Annotated in this window: 15 protein-coding genes; 10 read left to right on the forward strand and 5 right to left on the reverse strand. The window is 74.6% G+C overall.

Features of this window, described 5'->3' with window-relative positions; genetic code table 11:
- Positions 1-222: 222 nt before the first annotated feature.
- Positions 223-1,071, reverse strand: coding sequence for a LysR family transcriptional regulator (locus tag LCE31_RS14100; protein ID WP_225014582.1), 849 nt, complete (start codon positions 1,069-1,071; stop codon positions 223-225).
- A 113-nt stretch (positions 1,072-1,184) separates the two neighbouring features.
- Between LCE31_RS14100 and LCE31_RS14105 the strand changes: the two genes are divergently transcribed.
- The 9 genes from LCE31_RS14105 (at position 1,185) to LCE31_RS14145 (ending at position 13,081) form a co-directional block, all read left to right on the forward strand.
- A complete protein-coding gene (locus tag LCE31_RS14105) occupies positions 1,185-1,910 on the forward strand; it encodes an SDR family oxidoreductase (RefSeq protein WP_225014583.1) in 726 nt (241 codons plus the stop codon).
- A gap of 89 nt (positions 1,911-1,999) precedes the next feature.
- Positions 2,000-3,706: an acyclic terpene utilization AtuA family protein gene (locus LCE31_RS14110; RefSeq protein WP_225014584.1), complete on the forward strand. Its 1,707-nt coding sequence runs from the start codon at positions 2,000-2,002 to the stop codon at positions 3,704-3,706.
- Positions 3,707-3,750: 44 nt separating this feature from the next.
- Positions 3,751-5,286: an acyl-CoA carboxylase subunit beta gene (locus LCE31_RS14115; RefSeq protein WP_225014603.1), complete on the forward strand. Its 1,536-nt coding sequence runs from the start codon at positions 3,751-3,753 to the stop codon at positions 5,284-5,286.
- Positions 5,287-5,365: 79 nt separating this feature from the next.
- Entirely contained in the window at positions 5,366-7,585 is a 2,220-nt protein-coding gene (locus LCE31_RS14120; RefSeq protein WP_225014585.1) for an ATP-binding protein, read from the forward strand.
- Positions 7,582-8,739, forward strand: a complete 1,158-nt coding sequence (locus LCE31_RS14125; protein WP_225014586.1) for an acyl-CoA dehydrogenase family protein — start codon at positions 7,582-7,584, stop codon at positions 8,737-8,739. The genes LCE31_RS14120 and LCE31_RS14125 overlap by 4 nt, the downstream gene beginning before the upstream one ends.
- A 205-nt stretch (positions 8,740-8,944) precedes the next feature.
- Complete coding sequence (locus tag LCE31_RS14130) at positions 8,945-9,670, forward strand: enoyl-CoA hydratase family protein (protein ID WP_225014604.1); 726 nt, start codon at positions 8,945-8,947, stop codon at positions 9,668-9,670.
- Between the two features lie 98 nt (positions 9,671-9,768).
- Positions 9,769-10,404: a TetR/AcrR family transcriptional regulator gene (locus LCE31_RS14135; RefSeq protein WP_225014605.1), complete on the forward strand. Its 636-nt coding sequence runs from the start codon at positions 9,769-9,771 to the stop codon at positions 10,402-10,404.
- A 78-nt stretch (positions 10,405-10,482) separates the two neighbouring features.
- Positions 10,483-11,106, forward strand: a complete 624-nt coding sequence (gene pdxH, locus LCE31_RS14140; protein WP_225014606.1) for a pyridoxamine 5'-phosphate oxidase — start codon at positions 10,483-10,485, stop codon at positions 11,104-11,106.
- Positions 11,107-11,629: 523 nt separating this feature from the next.
- Entirely contained in the window at positions 11,630-13,081 is a 1,452-nt protein-coding gene (locus LCE31_RS14145) for a PAS domain-containing protein (RefSeq protein ID WP_225014587.1), read from the forward strand.
- Positions 13,082-13,117: 36 nt separating this feature from the next.
- On the opposite strand, the gene LCE31_RS14150 is transcribed toward LCE31_RS14145, so the two are convergent.
- From LCE31_RS14150 to LCE31_RS14165, 4 genes are all read right to left on the reverse strand, one after another.
- Positions 13,118-13,870: an SIS domain-containing protein gene (locus LCE31_RS14150; protein ID WP_225014588.1), complete on the reverse strand. Its 753-nt coding sequence runs from the start codon at positions 13,868-13,870 to the stop codon at positions 13,118-13,120.
- Between the two features lie 228 nt (positions 13,871-14,098).
- Positions 14,099-14,701 carry a TetR/AcrR family transcriptional regulator gene (locus LCE31_RS14155; protein WP_225014589.1) on the reverse strand — a complete coding sequence of 201 codons (603 nt, stop codon included), beginning with the start codon at positions 14,699-14,701 and terminating at the stop codon, positions 14,099-14,101.
- Between the two features lie 52 nt (positions 14,702-14,753).
- Entirely contained in the window at positions 14,754-15,455 is a 702-nt protein-coding gene (locus tag LCE31_RS14160) for a cation transporter (RefSeq protein ID WP_225014590.1), read from the reverse strand.
- Positions 15,456-15,791 carry an ArsR/SmtB family transcription factor gene (locus LCE31_RS14165; protein ID WP_225014591.1) on the reverse strand — a complete coding sequence of 112 codons (336 nt, stop codon included), beginning with the start codon at positions 15,789-15,791 and terminating at the stop codon, positions 15,456-15,458. It lies immediately after the preceding gene.
- Positions 15,792-16,028: 237 nt separating this feature from the next.
- On the opposite strand from LCE31_RS14165, the gene LCE31_RS14170 reads away from it, so the two are divergent.
- Positions 16,029-16,940: an NADP-dependent oxidoreductase gene (locus LCE31_RS14170; RefSeq protein ID WP_225014592.1), complete on the forward strand. Its 912-nt coding sequence runs from the start codon at positions 16,029-16,031 to the stop codon at positions 16,938-16,940.
- Positions 16,941-17,014: the final 74 nt, after the last annotated feature.

The raw sequence follows: 17,014 nt of genomic DNA on the forward strand, positions 1-17,014 counted from the left end.
GCCGGCGCACCAGTAACTGTGCGCCGGCTGTGCGGGCCCGATCATGAGTACAGGTACTCAATGAGGCGCCGCCACGCCCGGGGGCCGCATGGCGGGCGCCCGGCCCCGCCCCGTATGCCTGGCCCCGGCCCGTACGCGAGCGCCCGAGGCCGTCCGGGTGCCCGAGGCCGCTACCCGAGCGCCCGAGGTCGCGCGGGCGTGCCCGGAACCCGGAACCCGTGCCTACAGCCGGGTCGCCGCCTCCACGAGTCCGGCGACGGCCCGGGAGCGGCTGTGGGGCTGCCAGGCGATCACCGTCGTCACCTGCGGCGCGTCCGGTACCGGTACGGCCACCAGGTCGCTGCTCAGATGGGCTCGGCACGACTCCGGCAGGACCGCCACGGTCCGGCCGAGCGAGATCAGCTGGAGCAGCTGGGTGTGGTCGCGGACCTCGGGGCCCGGGCCCTCCGGGTATGTGCCGTCGGGCAGCGGCCAGCGCGGCATGGGCAGCCCGGCCAGCGTGCCGACGTCCGCGCTGCGGGCGCTGGTGGCGCCGCTGAGGGGGTGCCCGGCCGGCAGGACCAGGACCTGGCCCATCGTCTCCAGCTCCTCGGTGTCGAGGCCGGCCATCGAGTCGAACGGCGTGTGGAGCAGTGCCACGTCGGCCCGCCCGTCGCGCAGCAGCGTCCCCTGCTGGCCCGGCCCGCACAGGAGGACGTCGACGGCGACCGCGTCCGGCCGCGCGGCGTAGGCGTCGAGCAGTTTGGCCAGCAGTTCGCCGGAGGCTCCGGCCTTCGTCGCGAGGACCACCCCGGACTGCCCGGTGGCGGCGCGGGCGGCGCGGCGGGTGCGCCGGTCGGCGGCCTCGACCGCGTCGAGTGCCGCCCTGCCCTCCCGCAGCAGCACCGATCCGGCCTCGGTCAGAGCGACGGCCCGGCTGCTGCGTTCCAACAGCGTTGCGCCGAGCCGCCGTTCGAGCCGGCTGATCGCCCGGGACAGCGGCGGCTGGGCGATCCCGAGCCGCTGGGCCGCCCGCCCGAAGTGCAGTTCCTCGGCGACGGCGACGAAATACCGCAGTTCTCGCGTCTCCACACCACCACCGTACTCGCTCGCACCCCCGTTGGTCTGGGTCGATACTCGGGGGGTATCGATGCCCACCCAGTTGGTGTTGGCCCTCCCGCCGGCCGCGCAGCAGCATCGAGGACATGAGCGAACAGACGATCGCGCTGGTCACCGGCGCGAACAAGGGGATCGGCTACGAGATCGCGGTGGGCCTCGGCGGACTCGGCTGGAGCGTCGGTGTCGGCGCCAGGAACGAGGCGCGCCGCGAGGCCGCCGTGGAGAAGCTGCGCGCGAGCGGGGTGGACGCGTTCGGCGTGCCGCTCGATGTGACCGACGACGCGAGTGTGAGCGCCGCCGCAGAGGCGTTGGAGCGGCGCGCGGGCCGCCTCGACGTGCTCGTCAACAACGCGGCGGTGACCGGGCCTTCGCCGCAGGAGCCCACCGTGGTCGCGATCTCGACGGTGCGGGAGGCCGTGGAGACCAATGTGTTCGGCGTCATCCGCGTCACCAACGCGATGCTGCCGCTGCTGCGCCGTTCGTCGTCGCCGCGGATCGTGAACATGTCCAGCAGTGTCGGCTCCCTCACCCTCCAGAACGCCCCGGGCGACCGGACGGGCCCGATCTCCGCCGCGTACGCGCCGTCGAAGACGTTTCTCAACGCGGTCACGGTGCAGTACGCCAAGGAGCTGCGCGGCACCGGCATCCTGATCAACGCGGGCTGCCCCGGCTTCACCGCGACCGACCTCAACCACCACCGCGGCGTCCGCACCCCGGAGCAGGGCGCGGCGGTCGCGATCCAGCTCGCGTCCCTCCCCGACGACGGCCCGACCGGCGCGTTCTTCAACGACGAGGGGCCGCTGCCCTGGTGAACGGCCGCTCCGGCGGAGCGGGATAAACAAGCACGCATGCTTGTTTTGCGAGGGCGGCGCTGCCATGCTCCCCGGGGAAGGGAGCCCCCATGCCGGCGACCGCACCACAGCCCGCGCCCGTTCTCCGCATCGGCAATGCCTCCGGTTTCTACGGCGACCGGTTCGACGCCTTCCGCTCCATGCTCGAAGGCGGCGAACTCGACGTCCTGACCGGCGACTACCTCGCCGAGCTGACCATGCTCATCCTCGGCCGCGAACGGTTGAAGGACCCCTCGGCCGGCTACGCCCGCACCTTCCTGCGCCAGTTGGAGGAGACGCTCGGGCTCGCCCACGACAGGGGCGTGCGCGTCGTCGCCAACGCGGGCGGCCTCAACCCCGCAGGACTGGCCGCGAAGATAGCGGAGTTGGCCGGGCGGCTGGGGGTTCCGGCGCGCGTCGCGCACGTGGAGGGCGACGAACTCCGGGGCTACGAGGGGGCGCTGACCGCGCACGCCTATCTCGGCGGAGCCGGGATCACCGCCTGCCTGCGCGCGGGCGCGGACATCGTCGTCACCGGCCGGGTCACCGACGCCGCCCTCGTCACCGGACCCGCCGCCGCGCACTTCGGCTGGGACGTGGGCGGTACGGGGGACCTCGACGCCCTCGCGGGCGCCGTCGTGGCCGGGCACCTCCTGGAGTGCGGCGCCCAGGTCACCGGCGGCAACTACGCGTTCTTCACGGAGCACGACGTCCGCGCGCCGGGCTTCCCGCTGGCCGAGATCCACGCCGACGGCTCCGCCGTGATCACCAAGCATCCGGGCACCGGCGGTGTGGTCGATGTGGGCACGGTCACCGCCCAGTTGCTCTACGAGACCGGCGGCGCCCGCTACGCGGGGCCCGATGTGACGGCCCGGCTCGACACCGTACGGCTGCGGCCCGCGGGGCCCGGCCGGGTCGCCGTCGACGGCGTGCGCGGGGAGGCGCCGCCGCCTGCGCTCAAGGCGGGGCTCACCAGGATCGGCGGCTGGCGCAACGAGGTCGTGTTCGTCCTCACCGGCCTCGACATCGAGGCCAAGGCCGCGCTCGTGCGTACGCAGGTCGAGGACGCCCTCGCCAAGAACCGCCCGGCACAGGTCCGTTGGGAGCTCGCCCGCACCGACCACCCGGACGCGGACACCGAGGAGGGCGCCGGCGCGCTCCTGCGGCTCGTCGTGCGCGACCCCGAGCAGGCGGCCGTGGGCCGCGCCGTCACCGGCGCCGCGATCGAGCTCGCCCTCGCCTCGTACCCCGGCTTCCATGTCACGGCCCCGCCGGGAAAGGGGTCGCCGTACGGGGTGTTCGAGGCGGCGTACGTCGACCGCGACCGCGTCCGGCACACGGCCGTACTGCCGGACGGGCGGCGGGAACGCGTACGGGACCCGGCGGTGTTCCGGGAACTGGCGGACGTGCCCGAGCCGCCGCTGCCGGAGCCGCTTTCCCCGGGGCCCACCCGCCGGGTCCCGCTCGGGCGGCTCGCCGGCGCGCGCAGCGGCGACAAGGGCGGCGACGCCAACCTGGGGGTGTGGGCGCGTGACGACGCGGCCTGGCGGTGGCTCGCGCACACGCTGACCACCGACGCGCTGCGGGCCCTGCTGCCGGAGACGGCGGGCCTGAGGGTCGAGCGGCATGTCCTGCCCGCCCTGCGCGCCCTCAACTTCACCCTCCACGGCCTCCTCGGCGAGGGCGCCGCGTCGGCCGCCCGCTTCGATCCGCAGGCCAAGGCCCTTGGCGAATGGCTGCGTTCACGCCATGTCGACGTCCCGGAGGTGCTGCTGTGACCGCCCGGCCGGAAGCCTCTGCCACCGCCTCCCCCCGCGCCGCCATGCTCGACAGGCTCGCCGCGCTGGCCGCCGAGCACGCCAAGGCCCTCGCGGGCGGCGGCGACCGGTACACCGAGCGGCACCGCCGCCGGGGCAAGCTGCTCGCCCGCGAGCGGATCGAGCTGCTGCTCGACGAGGACACCCCGTTCCTCGAACTCTCCCCGCTCGCCGCCTGGGGCAGCGACTACCCGGTGGGCGCCTCGATCGTCACCGGCATCGGCGTCGTCTCCGGCACCGAGTGTGTGATCAGCGCCAACGACCCGACGGTGCGCGGCGGCGCGTCCAACCCGTGGACGCTGAAGAAGGCGCTGCGGGCCGGCGAGATCGCGTACGCCAACCGGCTCCCGCTGATCAGCCTGGTCGAGTCGGGCGGCGCGGACCTGCCGTCCCAGAAGGAGATCTTCATCCCGGGCGGCGCGCTCTTCCGGGACCTGACCCGGCTGTCCGCCGCCGGAATCCCCACCGTGGCCGTCGTGTTCGGCAACTCCACGGCGGGCGGCGCGTATGTGCCGGGGCTCTCCGATCACACCGTGATGATCCGCGGGCGCTCCAAGGTGTTCCTCGGCGGGCCGCCGCTGGTGAAGATGGCGACCGGTGAGGAGAGCGACGACGAGTCGCTCGGCGGGGCCGCCATGCACGCCACCTCGTCCGGGCTCGCGGACCACTTCGCCGAGGACGAGCAGGACGCGCTCCGCCGGGCCCGCCGCATCGTCGCGCGCCTCAACCACCGCAAGCCGGACGCCGATCCGGGGCCCGCGGCGCCGCCCGCGTACGACGCGGAGGAGCTGCTCGACATCGTCCCCGCCGACCTGCGCACCCCGTTCGACCCGCGCGACGTCGTGGTGCGGATCGTGGACGGCTCCGTCTTCGACGAGTTCAAGCCGCTCTACGGGCCGAGCCTGGTGACCGGCTGGGCCGAGCTGCACGGATACCCGGTGGGCATCCTCGCCAACGCGCGCGGTGTGCTGTTCTCGGCGGAGTCCCAGAAGGCGGCCCAGTTCATCCAGTTGGCCAACCAGCGCGACATCCCGCTGGTCTTCCTGCACAACACCACCGGCTACATGGTCGGCAGGGAGTACGAGCAGGGCGGCATCATCAAGCACGGTGCCATGATGATCAACGCCGTCGCCAACTCCACGGTCCCGCACCTGTCCGTGCTGATCGGCGCCTCGTACGGGGCCGGGCACTACGGCATGTGCGGGCGGGCGTACGACCCGCGCTTCCTGTTCTCCTGGCCGAGCGCCAAGTCCGCCGTGATGGGCGCCCAGCAGCTCGCCGGTGTGCTGTCGATCGTCGCGCGCGCGGCGGCGGAGGCGCGCGGCCGGGTGTACGACGAGGAGGGCGACGCGGCGCTGCGGGCCGCCGTCGAGGCGCAGATCGAGGCGGAGTCGCTGCCGGTGTTCCTGTCGGGGCGGCTGTACGACGACGGTGTGATCGACCCGCGCGACACCAGGACGGTGCTCGGGCTCTGCCTGTCGGCCGTGCACAACGCGCCGGTGGCCGGGGTGCGCGGCGGGTTCGGTGTGTTCCGCATGTGAGCACGGTGGGCGCGGCCGGCCCCCTGCGCGGGGGTGTGCGGCGGCGGGTACGGCGTACGACGACGGCGAGAGGGTCCCGATGATCACTTCCGTACTGGTGGCCAACCGCGGCGAGATCGCGTGCCGCGTCTTCCGCACCTGCCGTGCGCTCGGCATCGCGACCGTCGCCGTGTACGCGGAACCCGACGAGGGAGCCCTGCACGTACGCGAGGCGGACAGCGCCGTACGGCTGCCGGGCGCGGCGCCCGCCGACACCTATCTGCGGGGCGACGCGATCGTCCGCGCGGCTCTCGCCGCAGGGGCCGACGCCGTCCACCCCGGCTACGGATTCCTCTCCGAGAACGCGGCGTTCGCCCGCGCCGTGCGGGAGGCGGGCCTGTGCTGGATCGGCCCGCCGCCGTCCGCGATCGAGGCGATGGCGTCCAAGACACGGGCGAAGGAGCTGATGGCCGCAGCGGGCGTGCCGCTGCTCGCCCCGCTCGACCCGGCCGCGGTGACGGCGGCCGACCTCCCGCTGCTGGTGAAGGCAGCGGCGGGCGGCGGCGGGCGCGGCATGCGGATCGTCCGCGAACTGGACGCGCTGAAGGACCAGTTGGCCGACGCCGGGGCGGAGGCGCTGTCGGCGTTCGGGGACGGCGAGGTCTTCGTCGAGCCGTACGTGGAGCGCGGGCGCCATGTCGAGGTGCAGATACTCGCCGACGCGCACGGCACGGTGTGGACCCTCGGCACCCGCGACTGCTCGCTCCAGCGGCGCCACCAGAAGGTCATCGAGGAGGCGCCCGCGCCCGGCCTCCCGCCGGAGACGGCCGAGACCCTGTACGCGGCGTCCACCGCGGCGGCGCGCGCGGTCGGCTACCGGGGCGCCGGCACCGTGGAGTTCCTGCTCGCGCCCGGCGGGCGGCCCTGGTTCCTGGAGATGAACACCCGCCTCCAGGTCGAACACCCGGTCACCGAGGAGGTGTTCGGCACGGACCTGGTGGCCTGGCAGCTGGCGGTCGCGGACGGTGAGGCCCTGCCGCCCCTGCCGCCTTCGCCGTCGGGGCACGCGGTCGAGGCGCGGCTGTACGCGGAGGACCCGGCGCGCGACTGGACGCCGCAGGCGGGGCGGATCGACGCGCTGGACATCCCGGCGGGCCCGCCGGGGGCGCCCACGGCGTCCGCCGTGCGGATACGCGTCGACGCGGGGTACGCGGCGGGCGACACCGTCGGGGTGCACTACGACGCCCTGCTGGCGAAGGCCGTCGCCTGGGCGCCCACCCGCGCCGCCGCGCTTCGGGCGCTCGCGGGCGCGCTGCGCGGGGCGCGGCTGCACGGCCCCGCCACCAACAGGGACCTGCTCGTACGGTCGCTGCTGCACCCGGACTTCCGGGACGCGGCCGGGCTCGACACCGGCTTCTACGACCGCCACCTGGCGGCGCTCACCGCGCCCGACGGCGGTCCTGGCGCCCGGTACGCGGCCCTCGAGGAGGTGCTCGCCGACGCGGCGGCCCGCAGCGCGACTCCGGCGCCGGGCGCGGCCGTTCCGGTACGGATCGGCGCCTGGCGCAACCTGCCCTCGCGCCCGGTGACCAAGGTGTACGAGGTGGACGGCGCGGGCACCGGGCCGTCGGCCGAGCGCCTGGAGGCGGCCTACCGCACGGAGCGCGACGGGTACACGGCCGAGGACGGCTCCGTCCGCGTGATCGCCGTGGCCCCGGACCGGGTCACCCTCGAAACGGACGGTGTGACCCGGCACTTCGACATCGCCTCCGCGCCGTACGAGGGGCCGTACGAGGGCCCGGGGCGGGGGCCGAGGAGCGGGGAGCGCACCGTGTACGTGGACGGCGCGGGCACCGGCTCGTACCGCCTGCGCGCGCTGCCCCGCTTCACGGACCCGAGCGCGCGCGGCGAACCGGGCTCGCTGCTCGCCCCGATGCCGGGCACGGTCGTACGGGTCGCCGACGGCCTGGCCGAAGGCGCCGCCGTCGCGGCCGGGGCGCCGCTCGTGTGGCTGGAGGCCATGAAGATGGAGCACCGCGTCACGGCGCCCGCCGCCGGGACGCTCGTGGCGCTGCACGCGGAGCCGGGGCGGCAGGTCGAGATGGGGGCGGTGCTCGCCGTCATCGCACCGCCGCACGAGGCGCCGCCCGGCACTTCGCCCGGTACGGCAGCGGACACCACTTCCGGCACACCGCCCGACGCCGGGTCCGGCACACCGCCCGGCACCGCACCCGACGCACCGCCCGGCACACCGCGCCCCCGGGAAGCCGGCGGGGCATCGCGGGACCACGGCACCAGCGCACCCGAGGAGGCGCCATGAGCAGGGGCAACGGCACGGCGAGCACCGTCATCGAAAGCCCGGAACAGCGCGATCTGCGGGCCGCCGTCGCCGCGCTCGGCGCCCGGCACGGGCCCGGCTACGACCGCGCCACGCTGTGGGCGGAGGCGGGCGGGCTCGGCTACCTCGGTGTCAGCCTCCCCGAGGAGTACGGGGGCGGCGCCCGGGGCATCGAGGAACTGTCCATCGTGCTGGAGGAGTTGGGGGCCGCGGGCTGTCCGCTCCTGCTGCTGATCGTCTCCCCGGCGATCTGCGGCACGGTCATCGCGCGCTTCGGCTCGCGGGAGCAGAAGCGGCGCTGGCTGCCGGGGCTCGCCGACGGCACGCGCACCATGGCGTTCGGCATCACGGAGCCGGACGCGGGCTCGAACTCGCACCGGATCACGACGACCGCCCGCAGGACCAGGGACGGCGGCTGGGTCCTCTCGGGCCGCAAGGTCTTCGTCTCCGGCGTCGACATCGCGGACGCCACACTGATCGTCGGCCGCACCGAGGACGCCCGCACGGGCAGGCTGAAGCCGTGCCTGTTCATCGTGGACCGCGACGCCGAGGGGTTCGGGCGGCGGCGGATCGACATGGAACTCCACGCGGCCGAGTCCCAGTTCGAGCTGGTGCTCGACGATGTACGGCTGCCCGCCGACGCGTTGGTCGGGGACGAGGACGCGGGCCTGCGCCAGCTGTTCGCGGGCCTCAACCCGGAGCGGGTGATGACGGCGGCGTTCGCCATCGGCATGGGGCGCCACGCGCTCGGCAAGGCCGTCGCGTACGCGAGGGAACGCGAGGTGTGGGGCACGCCCATCGGCGCGCACCAGGCCCTGGCGCACCCCCTGGCGCAGGCGCACATCGAGCTGGAGCTGGCCCGGCTGATGACGCAGAAGGCGGCCCGGCTGTACGACGCGGGCGACGACATCGCGGCGGGCGAGGCCGCCAACATGGCGAAGTACGCGGCGGGGGAGGCCTGCGCGAGGACCGTCGACCAGGCGGTCCAGACGCTGGGCGGCAACGGGCTGACCGCGGAGTACGGGCTCGCGCGCCTGGTCACGGCCTCACGCGTGGCCCGGATCGCGCCGGTGAGCCGGGAGATGATCCTCAACTACGTGTCCCACCAGTCGCTCGGGCTGCCCAAATCGTACTGAGACGGTGACACGGTGTGGCCCCAACCCTGAGGGGGAAACGGGGCAGAGGGCATACATTGTCCGTCTCCGCGCCCGGGTGCAGCGTGGCCCGGGGCTCTCCTGCCCCCGACGCAACGAAGGAAGATGCCGCGTGACGGTTCAACCACCACCGCAGGGCACGGGCGTGGGACCGGGCCCGGGGCCGGCGGACGCGGACGCCCCCGTCGTGCGCTCCTCGCACGAGCGCGGGATCACGACGCTGACCCTGGACTCGCCCGCCAACCGCAACGCCCTCTCCGCGCGCCTGGTCGGGGAGTTGGGCGAGGCGCTCGCGCGCTGCGGGGCGGACCGGGCCGTACGGGCGGTGGTCCTGACGCACACCGGCACGACATTCAGCGCGGGCGCGGACCTCAAGTCGCCCGCGAACCCCTACACGTTCGTCGGGCTGATGCGGCAGATCGTCGAACTGCCCAAGCCGGTGGTGGCGCGGGTCAGCGGCCATGTCAGGGCGGGCGGGCTCGGCCTGGTCGGCGCGTGCGACATGGCGGTGGCGGACCACGGCTCCGACTTCGCGTTCACGGAGGTACGGATCGGGGTGGCGCCCGCCGTGATCTCGATGCCGCTCCTGCCGCGCTTCGACGCGCGCGCGGCCTCCCGCTACTACCTGACGGGCGAGCTCTTCGACGCCTCCGCGGCCCGGGCCGCGGGGCTGCTGACGGCGGCGGCAGACGACGTCGACGAGATACTCGCCGTCCTGCTCGACGGGTTGCGCAGAGCGTCGCCACAGGGACTCGCGGAGGCGAAGAAGCTGCTGACGCTCGACGTGCTGGAGAACTTCGACCGGCACGCGGAGGACCTGGTGCAGCGGTCCGCCTCGTACTTCACCACACCGGAGGCGCGGGAGGGCATCACCGCGTTCATGGAGCGGCGGGACCCGGCGTGGGTGAAGTAGCCGCCCGCGCGGGCGCGTTCACCGAGGACTGTGCCCGTGCGGCTTCCGCCGCCGAGGGCTCCGCCCGTGCGGGTTCCGGCGCCGACGACTGTGCCCGTCTGGCTTCCGCCGCCGGGGGTTCCGCCCGTGCGGCGTCCGGCGCCGAGAGTGGTGCGCCCCGGCAGGACCGCAGCCGCGCCACCCGGCGGCGGCTGCTCGACGCCGCGGTCAGCTGTCTCGCGGAACGCGGCTGGGCCGGGTCCACCGTCACCGTCGTCGCGGAGCGCGCTGGCGTCTCGCGCGGCGCGGCCCAGCACCACTTCCCCACGCGCGAGGACCTGTTCCTCGCCGCCGTCGAGTACATGGCGGAGGAGCGCTCCGCCGCGCTCAGGGCGCTGGTCCCGCCGGGGCCCGGCCATCGCGCCGAGGCCGTCGAGGGCCTGGTCGGCCTCTACACGGGCCCGCTGTTCCGCGCGGCGCTGCACCTGTGGGTCGCGGCGGCCGGCGAGGAGTCGGGCGACCTGCTGCGGCCCAGGGTCGTGGAACTGGAGGCCCGCGTGGGCCGCGAGGCCCACCGCGTCGCCGTGGCGCTGCTCGCGGCCGACGAGTCGCGCCCCGGCGTCCGCGAGACGGTCCAGGGCCTGCTGGACATGGCAAGGGGGCTCGGCCTCGCCACCCTCCTCACCGACGACACGGCCCGCCGTGCGCGGGTCGTCGGCCAGTGGTCGGCGCTGGTGTGCCGCGCGCTGGCCTGATCCGGCCGTACGGGACACACGGGGCGTCCGCTGCGGCAGGATGGTGCCGTGTCCCACGAGAGTCCCGATCCCGCCACCATGCGCGAGCAGTACCGGTCGGCGCCGCTGCTGGAGTCCGACGTCGCCGCCACGCCCATGGACCAGTTCGCCCGGTGGTTCAAGGCCACCGCGGAGCACGGGCTGCCCGAGCCCAACGCCATGGTCGTCGCCACCGCCGATCCGCGCGGGCGGCCCTCGTCCCGTACGGTCCTGCTGAAGCACTACGACGACCTGGGCTTCGTCTTCTACACCAACTACACGTCCCGCAAGGGCGCCGAGATCACCGCGAACCCCCATGTGTCGCTGCTCTTCCCCTGGCACCGCATCGCCCGGCAGGTCATCGTGACGGGCACCGCGAAGCGGGTGGGGCGCGACGAGACCGCCGCGTACTTCCGCACCAGACCGCACGGTTCGCAGCTGGGCGCCTGGGCCAGCGACCAGTCGGCGGTCATCCCGTCGCGCGCCGAGCTGGCCGAGCGGTACGCCCTGCTCGCCGCGCGCTACCCCGAGGGCGAGCAGGTACCGGTGCCGCCGCAGTGGGGCGGCTTCCGCGTCACGCCGGAGACCGTCGAGTTCTGGCAGGGGCACGAGAACCGGCTGCACGACCGGCTGCGGTACGTGCGGGAGGGCGAGGCCTGGCGGCTGGAGCGGCTCGGGCCGTGAGGGCACGGGAGGGCAGGGCGGCCCGGAACGGCCAGGGCGTCCAGCGGGGGGGGTACGCGCGCCCCGCGCCGGGCCGGGAAACGCCGGGCCGGGAAACGCAGAGACCCGCGGACTCGGTTCCCTCCGGAGAGGAAGCCGGCCGGACGTACCGGCGAGCCCGCGGGTCGGTGACTGCTTGGGATTGGCCGGCGGAGCCGGCACCGCACAGAGTGCGACGAACGGGCGCTAGCCCGCAGTCACCTCACGCGTCCGGTTGTCATACATCTGCCGAACCACCTCCCTTCTCGTGTACCCACACTCTAAAAAACCGTCCTCCGCGTCGACAAGCGAATTTCCCTGTTTTTGACGCGGGCACCCGGGATCACACCCGGCGCGGCCCCTGCCGGCGCGGCCCGGAGGGCGCCCCGCCCGGAGTCGTACGATTTTCGGGAACCTGGTGTGTGTCCCGTCACGTTCAGTGGAATGATCGCAGTGACCGGACGTGCGCGGACCGAGCGCGTACGTCCCGCATGGGGGTGCCAGGATGAGTGCTTCCCGGAGCGAGACCACGGACGCGGCGGGGCCCGACGAACCGGGTTCGGACCTGCTCGCCGCCCTGCTCAACGGCATGGACGCGGCGCTCTGCGCCTTCGACGCCGAGGGCGTCGTCACCCACTGGAACCGCGAGGCCGAGCGGATACTCGGCTGGAGCGCCGCCGAGGCCGTCGGGCGCCACGGGTTCGCGGGCTGGGCGGCCCGCTCGGCCGACGCCGACGAGGTGCTGGCCCGCCTGATGGCCACCATGGACGCCGAGGGCCGGCAGGTGCACGAGTTCGCGCTGCTGCGCAAGGACGGCGGCCGGGTGCTCGTACGGACCCAGTCGGCGGGCGTGCGCGGCGCCGACGGCAGGCCCGCCGGGGTGTACTGCGCGTTCAGCGAGGTGCACGCGCAGATCGACCTGGAGCGCTCCATAGCCCTGAGCGAGGCGCTGTTCGCCGACGCGTCCTGGGGCGTCGTCCTGGTCGACGTCGACCTGCGGCCCACGATGGTCAACGCGTACGCGGCGCGGGCGCTCGGCTCCGGCCGTACGACGGTGCTGGGCAGGCCGCTCGGCGAACTGGTCGTGCGGGGCGCGGAGGAGCTGGAGGCCGCGCTCCACCACGTGCTCGCGGAGGGCGCCCCGACCGGCCTCGCTGAGCTGTGGGTCACGGTCCGAACGGCGGAGGGCGAGCGGCGGCGCTGCTGGCGCAGCGGTTTCCTCCGGCTCGCGTCGCCGCTCGCCCAGGAGCCGGTGCCGCTGGGTGTGGGCTGGCTGTTCACGGACGTGACGGACGCGAGGCTGGCGGCGCAGGACGCGGACCGGCTGCGGTTCCGCTCCAACCAGCTGCACCGCGCGGCCCGTTCGGCCGCCGAGTGCGAGGACCCGGTGGAGGCCGCCACCACCTATCTGGACTTCGCGCTCGCGGGCTTCGCGGACCACGCGCTGATCGACCTGGTGGCCGAGGCGCCGGGACACCGTGGCGGCGCGGCCGATCCGCCGGACCCGCTGGGCCCCGACGTCCCGGTGCGCCTCGTCCGCGCGGCGGCGACGCCGACGGGCGGCACCGGCCCCGTCGGCCGCGTCGCGGGCGGCGGCATACCGGTGCGCTACCTGGACGGCCACCCCGCGCTACGGGCGATGGAGCGCGCCGGGTCGGTACGGACGAGCGCCCCGGCGCAGGGGCGGCCCGCCCCGGGCTCCCAGGAGGCGCCCGCCAGGACGCCCCTGGCCGCGGCGGCGCCGACCTGGGCCGCCGCGCGCCAGTGGCCCTCGGACACGGTCCACGCGCTGTGCACGGTGCTGCGCAGCAGGGGCCGCTCGCTGGGCGTCGTCACGTTCCTGCGGGGCGGCGGCAGACCGGCCTTCGAACGCCCCGACGCGCTGTACGCCGAGGACGTCACGGTCAGGATGGCCGCAGCGCTCGACCTGGCGCGGCTGCTGCGCCAGGAGCCCTGACGGCGCGGGGGAGTCGGCGGACTTGCCCGGTGCGGGTCAGTGCCAGAAGATCCGGTCGGCGTTCTCGGCGATGACCCGCCGGTTCCACTCGGTGCCGCCGTCGACGTTGCCGGAGCGCAGCAGCGGCGGCTCGATGCCGCGCGCGGCGAGGCTCCGGGCGGCGGTGGCCATGACGGCCTGCATGAGCGCGCTGGTCACGACGGTCGACGCGGGCGCGAACGGCGCCGCGATGCCCTCGCCCGTCAGTTCGGCGTCGCCGACGGCGATCTTGTTGTCGAGGACGATGTCGCAGTGGTCCTTGAGGAACGTGCCGCTCGCGTTCCGCGGCGAGGTGCTCGTCGCGTAGGCGACGGACGTGACGCCGACGACGGTCAGACCGCGCTCGCGCGCGTGGCGCGCCATCTCGACGGGGAGGGTGTTGCGCCCGGACAGCGAGATGATCACGAGCACATCGCCCGCGGCGGCGGGTGAGGTGTCCAGGACGGTGGCGGCAAGCCCCTCGACCCGCTCCAGGGCGGAGCCGAGCGTCGCCGGGCGTACGTCGACACCCGTCGTGCCCGGCACGGTCAGCAGGTTCATCACGGCGAGCCCGCCCGCCCGGTAGACGGTGTCCTGCGCGGCCAGGGACGAGTGCCCGGCCCCGAACGCGAACAGCCGCCGGCCCCCGGCCACCGCGTCGGCGATCGCCTCTCCCGCCGCGGCGATGCCGGGGCCCTCCTCGTCCCGTACGCGCGCGAGCAGCGCGGCGGCGGCGTCGAAGAACCGGTCTGCGGGCGTGCGGTCGTCCATGGGGGGCCTTCCGTGGGGGGAACGGTGTGTGTGCCGCCGATCACCCTCTGGTCCGGACCATCGCGGTGTCAATACGGCGGGCACGCGAACGGCTGCGGACGGGGCCCGCGCCGCGGTGCGGACGGGGCCCGCGCTGTGTTCGGACGGGCCCGCGCCGTCGTGCGGACGGGGCCCGCGCTGTGGTGCGGACGGGGCCGTGCCGTCGTGCGGACGGGCCCGCGCCGTCGTTCAGTCCGTGGGCCGCTCGCCCTGCGCGGTCGCGAGGCCGGGGACGGCGTCGGCGGTCAGGGCGAGCAGATCCGCCGCGCTGCTCGCCAGCGCCCGCTCCATGTCGCCCTGTTCATCGGCCAGCCACCGTTCGCTGGTGAGGCGGATGACGGCCAGGGCCACCTCGGTGGCCAGCCGCGCCGTTTCCGGGTCGCACCCGCGCGCGACCAGAGCGGCGGTCAGGGCGTCGCACATCGACGCCGCCTTGCTCAACTCCCGTTCCCGCAGGGGCGGGGTGGACTCGATGACCTTCGAGCGCTCCTTGAGGAACGCGCGGGGGCGGATCACCTCGCGCGAGGCGACGAACGCGCCCAGCAGCGTGGGCAGTGCGCCCGTGTCGGCGGGTGTGGACCCGATCGCGGAGATGAGGCGGTCCACGAGTTCGTCGCTGCCGCCGAACAGCACCTCGCGCTTGTCGGGGAACCACCGGTAGAAGGTCCGCTCCGTGAGGTTGGCGCGCCGCGCGATCTGCGCCACCGTCGTGCGGTCGTACCCCTGCTCGGTGAAGAGGTCGAGCGCGGCCTGTACGAGCCGACCGCGCGTATTGCCCTCCCACCGTGCCATGCGTCCGAGTATAGGGACGGGGCCGGGGCCCTGGGACGTACGCGACGGCCCGTCAGCAGTGGCCGCATCCCCCGGAGCAGCCGCAGGCCGGAGCGGTGCCCGCGGTGGGGACGTGGCTCGCGGGTGCGCAGCAGCCCTGGCCCCGCCAGGTGTCGCGGCCCTCCTTGACGGCGACGGCGGCGATCACGAGGGCGGCGGCCGGGTCGGCCCAGGACCAGCCAAGCACCAGGTTGACCAGCAGCCCCACCAGGAGCACGGCGGAGAGATAGGTGCACAGGAGGGTCTGCTTGGAGTCGGCGACGGCGGAGGCGGAGCCGAGTTCGCGCCCGGCCCTGCGCTGGGCCCCGGACAGCAGGGGCATGACGACGAGCGACAGGGCGGCCAGGACGGTGCCGGGAACCGAGTGGCCGGCTTCGCCGGTGCCGGTCAGCGCGCGGACGGAATCGACGGTGACGTAGAGGGCGAGGGCGAAGAAGGAGACGGTGATGACGCGCAGGGCGCGCTGCTCGCGCGCTTCGCGTACGGCAGGGTCGCGGGCGGAGAACTGCCAGGCCACGGCCGCGGCGGAGGAGACCTCGACGACGGAGTCGAGTCCGAAGCCGATCAGGGCGCTGGACGAGGCCAGGCTGCCCGCGGTGATCGCGACGGCCGCCTCGGCGAGGTTGTAGGCGATGGTCGCGGCGACGAGCAGGCGTATGCGCCGGGTGAGGGTGTCGCGGCGGGCCGGGGCGGGGCCGAGGGAGATCGCGGACATTCAGCAGCAGCCCTTCTCGTCGGCGTCCGCGCAGGTCTTGTCCGCCTCGACGGCGACCACGGCGGCCCGCAGGTCGTCGAGCGCGTGGCCGAGGCGTTCGTCGGCGATCTCGTAGCGGGTGCGCCTGCCGTCGGGCACGGCGACGACCAGACCGCAGTCGCGCAGGCAGGCCAGATGGTTCGACAGCCGGGTCCTGGAGACGTCCAGGGCGTCGGCGAGGTCGGCCGGGTGGGCGGGCGCCTCGCGCAGGGCGAGCAGGACACGGCAGCGGATGGGATCGGCGAGGGCGCGGCCGAACCGCGCGAGTACGTCGATGTCTGCGGCGAGTTTCAGCACGGCATGACAGTACACGGAATCGTGAATTCAGGAAACTCTGAATTCAGGCGGTGGCTCGTCACCCCGGACGCGAGAAGTGATGTCAGAAGCTGCCGTCACTCTGTTAGTGTGAGAAGTGATGACAGAGCCTGCCGTCACTCCAGTCGGCCTGGTCGTCGTTGTTGTCGACGTTGTCGCCGTTGTTGTCGGCACCGTCCGTCGTTTCCCGTTTCCCGTGTCATCCCCTGAGGAGACTCCATGCGTACCCTCCGCTTCCACGAGTACGGAGCCGCGCTCGACGTCCTGCGGCTCGAAGACGCCGAAGCGCCCGCTCCCGGCCCCGGCCAGATCCGTGTCGCGGTCCAGGCCTGCGGACTGACTCCGGCCGACTGGGCGCTGTGCGGCGGCCTCTTCCCCGGCGACCTGCCGCGCGGCATCGGCCTTGAGGTGTCCGGCACGGTCGACGCGGTCGGCGAGGGGGTGACCGGCACCGCGGTCGGCGACCCGGTGTTCGGTCCCGTGCCGTTCACGGGCCCGACCGCGGGCGCGTCCGAACTGGCGCTCCTCGACACCTGGTTCCCACGCCCGGCGCGTCTCGGCCCGGTCGACGCCGCGGCGCTGCCGATGGCCGTCGAGACGGGCTACCGCGGGATCGACGACCTCGGCGTACGCGAGGGCTCGACGGTGCTCGTGCACGCGGCGGGCACCACCGTCGGCTACGCCGCCGTGCAGATCGCGCTCCGTCGCGGGGCCCGGGTCATCGCCACGGCGGGGGAGACGTACGCCGACAGCCTGCGCGCCTTCGGCGCCGAGGTCACCGGGTACGGCGAGGGCATGGTCGAGCGGGTGGCGGCGCTCGCGGGCGGGCCGGTCGACCTCGCCCTCAACGTGTCACCGGTCCCGGGCGCGCTGCCCGACATCGTCCGTACCGTCAAGGAGCCGGACCACGTACTGACGCTCAACGACCTCGCGCTCGCGGGGGAGTTCGGGGTGCGCACCGGTGCGGGGGTGCTGCGCACCGACGTGATCGGCGAGTACGGGCGGCTGGCGGCCGAGGGCCTCTTCTCGGTGCCGGTGGCCCGCACGTTCCCGCTGGAGGACTGGCGTGCCGCCGCGGAGTTGAGCGGAACGGGGAAGGCGCGCGGCAAGCTCGTCCTGCGGATCGGCTGACACTCCCACGCCGCGCGGCGCATCGGCCCACGCCGCATGGCCCAGGCCGTACGCCGTACGCCGCGCGCCGCATG

It is taken from the genome of Streptomyces sp. 8L, from assembly GCF_020176795.1.
Lineage (GTDB): Bacteria > Actinomycetota > Actinomycetes > Streptomycetales > Streptomycetaceae > Streptomyces.

Excerpts from the sequence above, each read along its gene's own strand:
- LCE31_RS14105 (WP_225014583.1), top strand. The coding sequence starts at position 1,185 with ATGAGCGAACAGACGATCGCGCTGGTCACCGGCGCGAACAAGGGGATC.
- LCE31_RS14110 (WP_225014584.1), top strand. The coding sequence starts at position 2,000 with ATGCCGGCGACCGCACCACAGCCCGCGCCCGTTCTCCGCATCGGCAAT.
- LCE31_RS14115 (WP_225014603.1), top strand. The coding sequence starts at position 3,751 with ATGCTCGACAGGCTCGCCGCGCTGGCCGCCGAGCACGCCAAGGCCCTC.
- LCE31_RS14120 (WP_225014585.1), top strand. The coding sequence starts at position 5,366 with ATGATCACTTCCGTACTGGTGGCCAACCGCGGCGAGATCGCGTGCCGC.
- LCE31_RS14125 (WP_225014586.1), top strand. The coding sequence starts at position 7,582 with ATGAGCAGGGGCAACGGCACGGCGAGCACCGTCATCGAAAGCCCGGAA.
- pdxH (WP_225014606.1), top strand. The coding sequence starts at position 10,483 with ATGCGCGAGCAGTACCGGTCGGCGCCGCTGCTGGAGTCCGACGTCGCC.
- LCE31_RS14145 (WP_225014587.1), top strand. The coding sequence starts at position 11,630 with ATGAGTGCTTCCCGGAGCGAGACCACGGACGCGGCGGGGCCCGACGAA.
- LCE31_RS14150 (WP_225014588.1), bottom strand. The coding sequence starts at position 13,870 with ATGGACGACCGCACGCCCGCAGACCGGTTCTTCGACGCCGCCGCCGCG.
- LCE31_RS14155 (WP_225014589.1), bottom strand. The coding sequence starts at position 14,701 with ATGGCACGGTGGGAGGGCAATACGCGCGGTCGGCTCGTACAGGCCGCG.
- LCE31_RS14160 (WP_225014590.1), bottom strand. The coding sequence starts at position 15,455 with ATGTCCGCGATCTCCCTCGGCCCCGCCCCGGCCCGCCGCGACACCCTC.
- LCE31_RS14170 (WP_225014592.1), top strand. The coding sequence starts at position 16,029 with ATGCGTACCCTCCGCTTCCACGAGTACGGAGCCGCGCTCGACGTCCTG.